General features: G+C 52.6%; 12 protein-coding genes. 4 read left to right on the top strand and 8 right to left on the bottom strand.

What is annotated here, in order from left to right; genetic code table 11:
• Positions 1–164 precede the first annotated feature (164 nt).
• Positions 165–905, top strand: coding sequence for a hypothetical protein (locus tag AAGJ81_05220; protein MEM0965530.1), 741 nt, complete (start codon positions 165–167; stop codon positions 903–905).
• Positions 906–975: 70 nt separating this feature from the next.
• Here the strand turns inward: AAGJ81_05220 and AAGJ81_05225 are convergent, their stop codons facing one another.
• From AAGJ81_05225 to AAGJ81_05260, 8 genes are all read right to left on the bottom strand, one after another.
• On the bottom strand, positions 976–1,737 hold the full coding sequence (locus AAGJ81_05225) for an exodeoxyribonuclease III (GenBank protein MEM0965531.1): 762 nt from the start codon (positions 1,735–1,737) through the stop codon (positions 976–978).
• Between the two features lie 114 nt (positions 1,738–1,851).
• Entirely contained in the window at positions 1,852–2,898 is a 1,047-nt protein-coding gene (rfaD, locus tag AAGJ81_05230; protein ID MEM0965532.1) for an ADP-glyceromanno-heptose 6-epimerase, read from the bottom strand.
• 2 nt (positions 2,899–2,900) lie between these two features.
• The gene (gene proC, locus AAGJ81_05235; GenBank protein MEM0965533.1) at positions 2,901–3,725 is read right to left on the bottom strand and encodes a pyrroline-5-carboxylate reductase; all 825 of its coding nucleotides are present in this window, start codon (positions 3,723–3,725) and stop codon (positions 2,901–2,903) included.
• Positions 3,722–4,843, bottom strand: a complete 1,122-nt coding sequence (locus AAGJ81_05240; protein ID MEM0965534.1) for a hybrid sensor histidine kinase/response regulator — start codon at positions 4,841–4,843, stop codon at positions 3,722–3,724. The genes proC and AAGJ81_05240 overlap by 4 nt, the downstream gene beginning before the upstream one ends.
• Positions 4,840–5,430, bottom strand: coding sequence for an RDD family protein (locus AAGJ81_05245; GenBank protein MEM0965535.1), 591 nt, complete (start codon positions 5,428–5,430; stop codon positions 4,840–4,842). The genes AAGJ81_05240 and AAGJ81_05245 overlap by 4 nt, the downstream gene beginning before the upstream one ends.
• Complete coding sequence (gene folD / locus AAGJ81_05250; protein MEM0965536.1) at positions 5,427–6,308, bottom strand: bifunctional methylenetetrahydrofolate dehydrogenase/methenyltetrahydrofolate cyclohydrolase FolD; 882 nt, start codon at positions 6,306–6,308, stop codon at positions 5,427–5,429. Before folD ends, AAGJ81_05245 begins: the two co-directional genes overlap by 4 nt.
• A 20-nt stretch (positions 6,309–6,328) precedes the next feature.
• Positions 6,329–7,804, bottom strand: coding sequence for a hypothetical protein (locus tag AAGJ81_05255; GenBank protein MEM0965537.1), 1,476 nt, complete (start codon positions 7,802–7,804; stop codon positions 6,329–6,331).
• A 142-nt stretch (positions 7,805–7,946) separates the two neighbouring features.
• On the bottom strand, positions 7,947–8,684 hold the full coding sequence (locus tag AAGJ81_05260; GenBank protein MEM0965538.1) for a pseudouridine synthase: 738 nt from the start codon (positions 8,682–8,684) through the stop codon (positions 7,947–7,949).
• 153 nt (positions 8,685–8,837) lie between these two features.
• Here AAGJ81_05260 and fabG point away from each other — a divergent pair, with 153 nt between their 5' ends.
• From fabG to fabF, 3 genes are read left to right on the top strand one after another with little or no spacing between them, the layout of a single operon-like run.
• A complete protein-coding gene (gene fabG, locus AAGJ81_05265) occupies positions 8,838–9,587 on the top strand; it encodes a 3-oxoacyl-[acyl-carrier-protein] reductase (protein ID MEM0965539.1) in 750 nt (249 codons plus the stop codon).
• A gap of 39 nt (positions 9,588–9,626) precedes the next feature.
• On the top strand, positions 9,627–9,881 hold the full coding sequence (locus AAGJ81_05270) for an acyl carrier protein (protein ID MEM0965540.1): 255 nt from the start codon (positions 9,627–9,629) through the stop codon (positions 9,879–9,881).
• Between the two features lie 39 nt (positions 9,882–9,920).
• Positions 9,921–11,180, top strand: a complete 1,260-nt coding sequence (fabF, locus tag AAGJ81_05275) for a beta-ketoacyl-ACP synthase II (GenBank protein MEM0965541.1) — start codon at positions 9,921–9,923, stop codon at positions 11,178–11,180.
• The last annotated feature ends 249 nt before the right edge of the window (positions 11,181–11,429 follow it).

Consider the following 11,429-nt stretch of genomic DNA (forward strand, 5'->3'; position numbering starts at 1 on the left):
AATCCGAAAGTACTTCTCGGTTGAAAAGGTTGGTTCTAGACTAACTTGTTGGTTGGAGAATCTGAATTGTGTGGATGAGAGTGATCAGAATGTAGACGATGCAGGTTGAACTTTGAGCCGAGAAAAGATTGCTCAGTGATCAAATTTGTGATTCTAACCCTATCATGGGTAGGAGACACTTGAGGTTCGTATCCGTTGTAGTATGTCTCAGCGCCTTTCTGGGCTCTGGCAGTCTGGTTTTGGTCGAAGCCAGTGATCTTCGAACTTTCACCAATAATAATGGGCAGACGATCCGGGCGTCTATCGAATCGGTGGACGGGGATTCCGTTGAAATCCGTCGGGAAGACGGTCAGCGGTTCACGATCCCGATCATTAGTCTCTCCAAGAAAGACCAAGAGTTCATCGCTGATTGGGCTTCGAGTCAGGTCTTGGCCAATGAGCGTGAGTTCAAGATCACCGCTCGGCGAAAGGATGAGAGTGAAACTCGTTCGACGAGAGGCGGTGTGATCATCGAAGAAAAGGACGGTTTTTATGAGGTCGAGATTGAAAACCGAACCGGGCAGAACCTGGAGAATCTAAAGATCCGCTGGGCGATGCGAGTGGAAAGGACTGCCTACTACGAAACGCAAGACCGGAAAAGCGACGAGTGGGTGAAAGGCACTTTCGAGATCAAAGAGCTAGTCGACCGGGAGGAGATTGTTTTGGAAAGTGATCGGGTGCCCCTTAGGGAAACGCGTTTGCAGGCAGGCTACGTTTGGGCCTCTGGTGCACCTGCTCAAGCAAGAGATAAGTTGGACGGGTTCTATCTCGCGGTTGTTGTCAATGGAAACCCGGTCCGCGAGTTCGGGTTACCTTCCGGTATTTTAGAGGAAGGCCGCAAAGAACTGCGGTTGGACCGGAAGTAGTTTTTGAGCGGAGTCCCGTAGCGGCGGCCTTCGCGGAGTGATACTGATATCCATTCGCTTGCCAATCGTCCTATCGAATTTCGAGCGTTACCGGACAATGGTCGCTACCTTCGACACTATCGAGGATATCGGCCGACACGAGGTGGTTCGCGGCGGATTCCGATGCTAGGAAGTAGTCAAGGCGCCAGCCCACGTTTCGCTGGCGGGCACCTCCTCGATAGCTCCACCACGAGTAGCGTTCGGTCGCTTTGGGGTGAAAGTGACGAAACGTATCGATAAACCCGGCTTCGATGAGATTGGTGAGCTCCTGACGTTCTTCGTCAGTGAATCCAGCGTTTCTCCGGTTGGCCTGAGGACGGGCAATGTCGATTTCCTTGTGCGCGACATTCAGGTCTCCGCAATAGAGGACGGGTTTTACTTGGGAGAGACTTAGTAAGTAGTCACGGGTGCGGGGCTCCCACTTGTTGCATCTGTAGACAAGTCTCCGAAGGCCGTCCTGGCTATTGGGGACGTACGAATTCACGAGATAAAAGTCGGAGAATTCGGCTGCGATCACCCTGCCTTCACCTGCAAATTTGGAGTCTCCTAAATCCGTTTCGATCGAATTGGGCTTCTTACTCGAGAGGATCGCGGTTCCGGAGTAGCCGGGTTTCTCGGCGTTGTGAAATACTCTGTGGGCTAGCCTTGGGAGATCGAGTTCTGGTGGTGCGTCTCGCCCGAGCTTGGTTTCCTGAAGGCAGAGAAAATCCACATCCAATTCCGCTACTGATTCCGTGAAGCCCTTTTTCAAGCATGCGCGCAGTCCGTTTACGTTCCAAGAGGCTAGTTTCATCTAGATTCGTTATTACTTTAGGGATTCAGAAACCGCTCTCAAAGTTTCTCTTCAGCGGGTGATTTCTTCTCTTTTATAGTATCTCAAGGGCGGTGAAGAGCATTGCGCGGGGTGTTAATCACCGAGTCGCTTGCTAGGGATAAGATATTCACGGACATAGTCGCCTACAGCATCTTCCAGAACAGTGATCGCCTCTTCATAACCGGAGTCCCGGAGCTTATCGACATTGGCGCAGGTGTAATACTGGTACTTATCCCGCAAAGCTTCGGGCATGTCGATAAACTCGATATTCTCTTCCTTTCCTGCCGCTTTGAAGATGGCTTTGGCCAGCCGGATCCAAGTGTTTGCTTCTCCCGACCCGAGATTGAATAGGCCTCCGGCTTTCGAGGTTTCAGCGAGATGAATGGTCATCTTCACAGCATCCTTAACATAAAGGAAATCCCGCATCTGTTCACCGTCTTTGTAGTCAGGCCGATGACTGCGAAAGAGCCTTATGCAACCATCGGCCTCCAATTGTTCGTAGGCCTTGATCACGAGGCTCCGCATGTCTCCCTTGTGTTGTTCGTTGGGCCCGTAAACATTGAAGTACTTGAGCCCGACAACCTCTTCGAGGAATCCGTTATTCTTCGCGTAAAGGTCAAACATGTGCTTGGAATATCCATACATGTTGAGCGGGCGAAAAATGGATAGATCGTCTGCCTGATCGCTCATTCCGGATTCGCCGTTTCCGTAAGTGGCAGCAGAAGAGGCGTAGACAAATCGACTCCCCTGCCCGAGGGTTGCGTAGGAAAGGAGTTTGGTGAACTCGAAGTTGTTTTGGATGAGATGCCGGGCGTTCGTTTCAGTCGTGCTGGAGTTGGCTCCCAGATGGAAGACAGTATGAAAGCTCTTTAGGTAATCGTTTCCCGAGCGCACCCTTTCGAGAAGGGAGTCGGCTTCGAGATAGTCGTCAAAGCGCAGGGGTACAAGGTTCTTCCACTTTTCATCGGAACCGAGAAAATCAGAAATGACGATGTTGGTAAGGCCTTTTTGATTCAGGGCCCATACGAGGGCACTGCCGATAAATCCTGCTCCACCGGTTACAAGAATTTTCTTCTTCGAGAGATCGTGCTTCAATTGAGAGGCACGATGAGGGAGGCTGGGAATGATCTTTTGCGCCATTACTAGAGTGAGGAAAGTTCGCGGCTGCGGTCCCGTGCCGCCCTTAGCGCCTCAACCACTACTCGCTCAAAATTATTTCCGAACGATTGTAAGGCAGCTTCTGTAGTTCCACCAGGAGAAGTGACCTCATCGACCAATTCTGACGGAGTAGCGTCGCTTCTCGATTCCATGAGTGCTGCGGATCCGATAATTGTCTGACGTGCGAGTTCAGACGAAACTTCATTGGAAAGGCCGATATCCTTTCCGGCCTCTGTCAGGATTCGGGTGAATTCAAATAGATAGGCGGGTCCGCTGCCGCTCAGTGCGGTCACCGCGTCCATAAGATCTTCGGGAAGTGAGACAACACTTCCCATTGAGGAAAGGAGCGACTCAACGATCGACTGATCCTCCTCGGAAAGAGGATCGCGACTGGCATAAACCGATATGCCCTTTCCAATTTGGGCCGGGGTGTTGGGCATGACGCGGACTACGTTGCGGGCTAGAGGAGAAAGGGCAGAAAGGCGGTTGATTGGGATTCCCGCGAGAATGGAAACAACGAGCTTGCCGGATGTGCCTGTGAAGAGTGAAGCCGGGAGGTCTTTCAATTGCTGCGGCTTACAGGCGAGTAAGAAGAGGTCTACTGTGGATAAAATGCTCCCAGGGTCTTCTGCAAAATGGATTCCCGTTGCCTCTGCGAGGTGCTGTCCAGTTAGGTCGTTCCCACAGGTGCAATAGAGTTTTTCGGGACCGGCTCGTCCGCTATCAAGGATGCCTCGGACAATGGCAGAAGCCATCCTGCCCGCTCCAACAAAAAGGGTGGGTGGGAGAGTTTTCCCGTGGGAGTTCATTCGGAATCAAAGGGAATGCGCAGAACGGCGCAGGTCCCAGGTTCAGATCCGTTCGGTCCGATGGTTACTCCCCCTCCCAATCGAGAAACGGAATGCTTGACCACGGTGAGTCCGAAACCTCGCCCAACGGAGTTTTTCGTGGAGACAAACGGATCAAATAGCCTGTCGCTTATTGATGGCTGAATACCCGTTCCCTCATCCTGAACCAGAACCTCGATTTGCCGATCCGCTCCCTCCCTGAGTAAATTCAGGGTGACGGCTACCTTGCGATCGTCTGCTGGCGTTCCTTCGGGATAGCTTTCAATGCCATTGCGGATCAGGTGCTCAAAACAGGATTCTAGTGTTTCCAGTGAAGTGTGTATTTCGAAATCCGTGGGAAGGTTGTCTTTGACCGTAACCGTCTGTGCTCCGGATTCAGACTTGCGAGTTGTCCGATCAATCACGTTGGTCACGCACTGCGCGATCCCCGCACGAGCGCTCGTGACCGGCTCGTCGGTCGCCATCAAGCTCAGCTGGCGGACAAGATCGACCATGCGTTTGACCGCTTTCTCCATGGATGCGATCCCATTTTCCAACTTGTCCGGCTGGCTCGTCCTGAGTTTCAGAAGATCCAGATAGCCAACAACTACTCCGAGCAGGTTGTTGAGGTTGTGTGCGATCCCCTGCGTCATGCTACCAACGGCAGCGGTGCGGCGGGCCTCTTCCAACCGCTGCTGCAACTCAAGGTTTTCGTCATGCATCATCTTCAACCTCAGATGGGTTCGGACACGAGCCATCGTCTCCTCCATGTCGATCGGTTTGGTAATGTAGTCGATCGCTCCGTGATCGAGCCCGGAAATCTTGTCGGACTTGTCCATCTTTGCCGTAACAAAAATCACGGGGATGGTGGCGGTTTTGGGATCCGCTTTTAGGCGTCGACAGGTTTCGACGCCATCCATTTCCGGCATCATGATATCGAGTAGAATGATGTCGGGAGCCTCTTTTCTCACCTCATCCAAACACTCGAAACCGTTGGTCGCCGTCCTGACTTCGTAGCCGGTTTTCTCCAGCTTTCGCTGGAGAACCTCAACGTTTACCGGCTCGTCATCTACGATCAAAATTCTGTCCTTCAGTTTCATGAACGGGAGAACGCAGGTCCTCGAACGACCACTGTCCGGGCAAACATATCGTGGATGGTGGCGCGACGGGGGTTGGTGAGTGCGACCAGGAAGTTGGCCAAGGCAATCAGGGTCAAATAGGGTAAAAACAAGACCTGGATGGAAAAGGTCTTAACTGCACTTCGGATCATCAATGAGCCTATCGACGCCGGGGCCAATTTGTCCCTATTTTGGATACGAAGATTAAAAATTCTCATGCCGAGCGTACCTCCTCCCATAAAAACAGGGACAAACGCGAAATAAAGGAAAATGAAGAAGAACGATAAAACGTTCGAGGACTTGAACGCTTCTTGAAGGTTTTCGCCCATGGGAGGAGGCTCGGTTTCATCCCCACTTTCCTCAACGTACTCGAGCCACTCCTGAAGTTCATCCATAGCACCTGGATAGTAGAAGGGAAAAACGACTTGAGTCAGCAGAACTACGAATACCAGAATTATGAGGATCATATCGAGGCAGAGAGCCCCGAATCGAGCACCGATGCCAGCAGGTTCCGTTAGGGATTTTTCCGCGGTATTCTGCGGATCATCAAGATCTTCCGGAAGGCTCATGCACTTCCATTAGCCAAGTGCCAAGCCTTGACGGTATTTCGCATGAGCATCGCAACAGTCATCGGTCCCACTCCTCCAGGAACTGGAGTGATCCGGGAGGCTAGGGCAGAAACTTCGGGAAAGTGGACATCTCCTTTGAGCGAATAGCCGGACTTCCGGGATGGATCCGGAACGCGATTGACTCCAACATCAATGACGACGGCGCCCGGTTTGACCATGGGACCGCGGATTATTTCGGGCCTACCGACTGCTGCCACGAGGATGTCCGCTTCGCGGGTCAGCGCAGCGAGATCGGGAGTTTTCGAGTGACAGATGGATACAGTCGCATCCCCCATCGGGTGCCTTCGAAGAAAAAGTAGGGAAAGGGGTTTACCAACGATAAGGCTGCGCCCGACAATCACTACCTGTTTGCCGGGTATGGAGACTCCCGATCGCGAAAGGAGCTCGACCACACCACTAGGTGTGCAGGCGACAAAACCACTCTCATCTCCTTGACAAAGTTTGCCTAAATTGGAGGGATGAAATCCATCAACGTCTTTGGACGGATGGACACGATTGAAAGCCTCCTGGTCTGAAATATGGCTAGGAAGGGGAGATTGAACCAGTATTCCATCAATCGCTGGATTCGCGTTGAGGTTGTCGATCTCGGCAAATAAATCTTCCTTAGAAATGGTGTCGGGAAAAAGGTGCAGCTGGCTTTCGATCCCGAGGGAAGCGGCTGTTTTTTCCTTTTTGCGGACGTAGGATACGGAGGCGGGATCTTCGCCGACGCGAATAAAAGCTATGGTTGGCGGTTTGCTTTTTGCCGAGGTAGAGACCTCCTCAGCGACTTCGGCGATGATCTCCTGAGCGATCGCGTTACCGTCGATCAATTCCACGGGGTTCTCTTCGGAATGTCCTAGCGGAGGGTTACGTTGGCTGCCTTGATCAAGAGAACGTCTTCATCGGGGAAGGGCTGCAGCGTTCCATACACCTGAACTATCTGTTCGGTGAATTTGTCATAGCTCCCTGTAGGAATCTCGGAAAGGTCGACGTAGGCGATCCTGTCGCCCGCGTAATTCAGCAGCTCGAAATCATAGGGCGGTTTTGATCCCCAGAAACCTTTGCTCGTGCGTTGCATTCTACCCAGGTAAATCCGGTTCGTATCCGTGGGGGGAATCAAAGGAGGCTCGTTTTCGATGATGGGTTGCGAGATGCCCGGAACGATGGCTTCCGCCACTTCGGTGGTTACTTCGACTTCTTCTTCCACTACCACGATCTCCGTTGGTGTCTCTTCAACTGGAGTATCGCTGGCAGTCTCGATGGGCTCTGGAGCCGCGACCGTTCCCGTGACAACTGCGGCTGGAGCAAGCGGGATGACTTCGGCTTCGGAATCTCCGGTTCCGGAAATGTCTCCCGCTAAGGGTTCAATTGCATCAAGAGCCTCATCTTGTAACGCCGCTTGGTCGTCAGCGTCGGACACCGCCATCGATTCGACTGGAACTTCTTCAACGGGAAGAATGTCAGTGTCGGGCTCTTCAAACAGGGCCCCTGATTCTTCCGCCTGAAGAGCGTCTACTGCAGGTGCTTGAGTCGGTGGGACAATTCGCGGAGCAGGGGTCTCGACAGTCGGTTCCGGGATCGTCGCGATTGAGGTGGGTGCTTCTAGCGGGGCGTCAAGATAGGGTGCTGCGGTGTTCTGCGGAATCGGCGTGGACCCAGCACCCAAGGTGAATCCCCTTGAATTGCCATCAGGTGCCGTGCGACCAAAGGCGGGATTGAGGGTATCCGCTTCTTCAAAACCCGTCAAGGGAACGGCTGATGGTGTGGTCGCCCGAGCAGCAATCGGCTCCGATACTGCGATTTGGGTTTGCGGGGTGGGACGGGGCGCTACGTATCTAGTCCCCTCCGCACGCCGCAGAAGAGGATCGTTCGCATAGGTGATTCTGGAGCGGCCAAGAGCTGAGTCTGGAGGGGTCGATGCTGGAACCGGTTTTGCGTCTGCAGGGATGAAATAACCGGGAACGGATTTGTAGATGGTGATCTCGGTCCAGTCATCGACAAGGTTGATGGTCACTTCGTCTTCTTCTCCAACCGTAGTAAGCACCTGTCCAGTGCGGGATGGCGTGAGAAGAACTGAAGTTCCAACCTCGACAGTGCCTTCAGGAGTTAGGCTGTCTTGAGCAATGAAACCGCTAAAGAAGTCGGTCCTCGTGATTTCCATCCAAGGCTCCTTACCCTCAACCGGGACCGCAGATTCGTAAAGCTCGGAACCAGTCGAAACAGAGCCGAGAACCGGAGAACTCTCAGAGGGAGAAAGGTAAAGGATTTCAATCTCGGCATTGACGGACAGAACCAGCCCGAGAGACGAAAAGAGGAGAAATGCAAGTTTCATGACCTGGATTGACAAAAAGGTGAGTGAGTGAGTGCAGAGAATAGGCGATATTGTTGGATGGGAACAACTGAATAATGTGGGATCTCCTGTGAGCAGGCCGAAATACTTGCCTCCAGGTGCCTCTCAGGGTTGGTAAATTCACTCACTCTTCCTTTCGATACTTTTCCGAAAGCATGGCCTTGATTTCGGGCGACCGAAGGGGTCTTGCCTGTCCTCGCGCCAACCCGCGCATTTTTAATCCACCGACTTGGGTGCGTTTCAGGCGTTTCACTAGGTAGCCAAAGGATTCGAGAAGTCGCCGAATTTCCCGCTTTTTTCCATGGTCGAGATGCACTTCAAACTCTGTTCTGAGTCCTTTCGGCGGAACCAGTTTATCAAACTGTAGCCACTGACCCTCGATCGTCCTCCCACGCAGTAATTTAGGGACATCTGCTGCTTCGAGGTCCCGCTGAACCTTTACGAGGTATCGTTTAACGATTCGGCGGGAAGGATGAGTCAGCCGCTGGACTAATTCTCCGTCAGTGGAAAGCACCAGAAGCCCCTCGCTATCTTTATCCAATCGCCCTGCACAGACGAGTCGCGGATCGCGCCACTGTTTGGGAAGAAGGTCAAAGACAGTCTCGTCTTGGTGAGGATCGGAGTGAGTGCAGACGTAGTGACGCGGTTTGTTCAGGATCAGAGTGAGGTGAGGCTTCTCCTCCATAACTACAGGCTTTTGATCGATAAAGACCCTTTCTTTTTCAGGGTCTACGGTCTGCCCTAGCTCAGCGGCTTTGTCGTCGACGCTTACCCGGCCTTCGCGAATCAGGTCCTCAGCCTTCCGCCTGGAACATATCCCAGCTTGGGAAATGAATTTTTGAAGCCTGACTCTTTTGGACATGACAGCAGTTTGGGTTTCTTGGTGGTTTTATCCATATCAAACGCTCCGGAGTCAGGATTCGTTTTGAAGCTCAATCCCGAGGGTAAACGTGAAGTAGTACCAACCTGCAAATTTTTCCTAGCCCGATAGCGGTTTTGGAGACAGGGTGGTGACATGTCAGATGACGTTGAAGTAAAGAAGACCGCAGTGGTGACTGGAGCCAGTCGTGGAATTGGGCTTTCGATCGCCAAAGAACTCGGTAAATCGGGTTACAGAGTGATCGGTGTTGCACGCTCTGAGGAATCTGCCTCCCGTGCAGTTGACGCTGTGCGAAGTGAGGGAGGAGAAGCTGAGGCCTACGGATGCGACGTGGCCGATGCGGAAGCAGTGGCGGAAGTTTCGGAGAAGATTCTCGAGAAATATGAATGCGTTGATGTTCTGGTAAACAATGCGGGAATTACCCGTGACATGCTTTTTATCCGGATGAGTGACGAGGATTGGGACGCGGTGTTACAGACCAACCTCAAAAGTTGCTTCAATTGGACGAAGAATCTGGTCCGTCCCATGACCCGCAGACGTTGGGGTCGAATTATCAACATCTCTTCGGTGATCGGTCTCACTGGGAATGCGGGGCAGGCGAACTACGCTGCTGCGAAGGCGGGTATGATCGGTTTTACCAAAAGCCTTGCCAAGGAGCTCGCGGCTCGGTCCATCACGGTAAATGCCGTTGCGCCTGGATTTATCCAAACGGATATGACCAACGAACTTTCTGAGGAGATTCAGGAGAATATTCTCAAGATGATCCCTCTGAAGCGAATGGGCTCCGCAGAGGATATTGCGGCGATCGTCGGTTTCCTTGCTGGACCGTCTGCTGGCTACATCACCGGGCAGGTTTTTACGGTTGACGGTGGTATGGTCATGTGATTTTTCGTTTCTTTCACAAACCTTTTAAGCACAAGGACTATGGCAGACAAAACCACCGAGGAACGAGTTAAGGAAATTATCGTCAACCAGCTCAACGTGAATGAAGAGCAGGTGACTCCTGAAGCTTCCTTTCTAGACGATTTAGGTGCCGATTCACTGGACACGGTCGAGTTGATTATGGCATTCGAAGAGGAATTCAAGGACCAGATCAATGGGGAAATCCCTGAATCGGATGCGGAAAAGCTCCAGACGGTTGGCAGTGTTGTCGAATATCTGAAGAGCAAGTCCTCCTAGGCCGGCGGGAGAGGCTTCTCTCGTTTGGTATGCAGTGCGATGAGCCCGGAAGCCGAAAGACGCAAAGTAGTTGTAACGGGCCTTGGAATCGTAAGCTCCCTCGGGAGCAACGTTGACGACTACTGGGCCTCACTACTGGCCGGGAAACCGGGTATTGGCCGGGTCACGCGGTTTGACGCATCGGAATACGCAAGCCAAGTCGGTGCAGAAGTCACAGACTTTGATGCGTCCGAGTACATGGACCCAAAGGAGGCCCGACGAAACGATCGCTACACGCAGTTTGCAGTTGCGGGAACCCGACTGGCCCTAACGGATGCTTCGCTGGATCCTTCAAGTGTTGATCCCTCCCGCATAGGTGTTCTGATTGGATCAGGGATCGGGGGAATGGAAACCATCGAAGAACAGTCGTTTCGGCTCTTCGAGCGAGGCCCGCGGAAAGTCTCTCCTTTTATGATCCCCGCATTGATTGCCAATATGGCGTCGGGCGTCGTGGCGATCGAGATCAACGCTCGGGGACCCAACTTTGGGGTAGTCAGTGCTTGTGCGACGGGTTCCCACTCCATCGGGGAGTCAACCGAAATGATTCGGACGGGTCGGGCCGACATCATGATTGCTGGCGGTAGTGAAGCTGCGATCACACGGCTGGGTTACGCTGGGTTTTGCTCGATGAAGGCCATGAGCACCTCTTTCAACGATACCCCTGAGAAAGCGAGCCGGCCTTTCGATCTAAACCGGGATGGATTTGTTATGGGAGAAGGGGCAGGAATTCTCGTCCTCGAGTCCGAAGAATCGGCGAAGGCCCGAGGAGCGAAAATTTATTGTGAGGTAGCGGGTTATGCTGCCTCTTGTGACGCGCATCATATTACCATGCCGGATCCCGAGGGTAAGGGATTGGCAGAGGCCCTCGAGAACGCTCTAGCGGATGGCGGGCTTGCAGCATCGGACGTGGATTACATCAACGCGCACGGTACCTCGACAAAGTACAATGACAAGTTTGAGACACTCGCGATTAAGAAGGTTTTTGAGGACCACGCAAAGAAACTGGCTATGTCATCGACGAAATCCATGACGGGCCACCTTCTCGGCGCAGCGGGGGGAATCGAAGCCGCGGCCTGCTGCAAAGTTATCGAAACCGGAATGATCCCTCCCACGATCAACTACGAAGAACCCGACCCGGATTGTGACCTAGACTGTGTTCCCAACGAGGCGATCGACCGTAAAGTGGATGTTGCGATCACCAACAACCTCGGATTTGGCGGACACAATACCTCGATTGCTTTGAAGAGGCACGAGGGGTAGCCTCTAGAGTTTCTGTAGGAAGAGACTCTTGACCTTCCGTAGCTCGCAGAGCGAAGTAGGTTTACGCCTCGATAATAGGTGGATTTTACGGGCTCCGTCATCGAGGGATAAACCCTAATGCCATTGCATAATTAGAGAGCCCATTTGGGAGCTTACATTTTTTCGTAAAAAAGGCTGTACCTTCGTTCAGTGTTGTGCTGCAAGATTGGGATGCACGACACGGATCTATCCTATATCGACATAAGAGGA

It is taken from the genome of Verrucomicrobiota bacterium, assembly GCA_038744685.1.
Taxonomy (GTDB): domain Bacteria; phylum Verrucomicrobiota; class Verrucomicrobiia; order Opitutales; family Puniceicoccaceae; genus Puniceicoccus.

What these genes read in the sequence shown, in the direction of transcription:
- AAGJ81_05220 (MEM0965530.1), top strand. Translation starts at nt 165, where the DNA reads ATGGGTAGGAGACACTTGAGGTTCGTATCCGTTGTAGTATGTCTCAGC.
- AAGJ81_05225 (MEM0965531.1), bottom strand. Translation starts at nt 1,737, where the DNA reads ATGAAACTAGCCTCTTGGAACGTAAACGGACTGCGCGCATGCTTGAAA.
- rfaD (MEM0965532.1), bottom strand. Translation starts at nt 2,898, where the DNA reads ATGGCGCAAAAGATCATTCCCAGCCTCCCTCATCGTGCCTCTCAATTG.
- proC (MEM0965533.1), bottom strand. Translation starts at nt 3,725, where the DNA reads ATGAACTCCCACGGGAAAACTCTCCCACCCACCCTTTTTGTTGGAGCG.
- AAGJ81_05240 (MEM0965534.1), bottom strand. Translation starts at nt 4,843, where the DNA reads ATGAAACTGAAGGACAGAATTTTGATCGTAGATGACGAGCCGGTAAAC.
- AAGJ81_05245 (MEM0965535.1), bottom strand. Translation starts at nt 5,430, where the DNA reads ATGAGCCTTCCGGAAGATCTTGATGATCCGCAGAATACCGCGGAAAAA.
- AAGJ81_05255 (MEM0965537.1), bottom strand. Translation starts at nt 7,804, where the DNA reads ATGAAACTTGCATTTCTCCTCTTTTCGTCTCTCGGGCTGGTTCTGTCC.
- AAGJ81_05260 (MEM0965538.1), bottom strand. Translation starts at nt 8,684, where the DNA reads ATGTCCAAAAGAGTCAGGCTTCAAAAATTCATTTCCCAAGCTGGGATA.
- fabG (MEM0965539.1), top strand. Translation starts at nt 8,838, where the DNA reads ATGTCAGATGACGTTGAAGTAAAGAAGACCGCAGTGGTGACTGGAGCC.
- AAGJ81_05270 (MEM0965540.1), top strand. Translation starts at nt 9,627, where the DNA reads ATGGCAGACAAAACCACCGAGGAACGAGTTAAGGAAATTATCGTCAAC.
- fabF (MEM0965541.1), top strand. Translation starts at nt 9,921, where the DNA reads ATGAGCCCGGAAGCCGAAAGACGCAAAGTAGTTGTAACGGGCCTTGGA.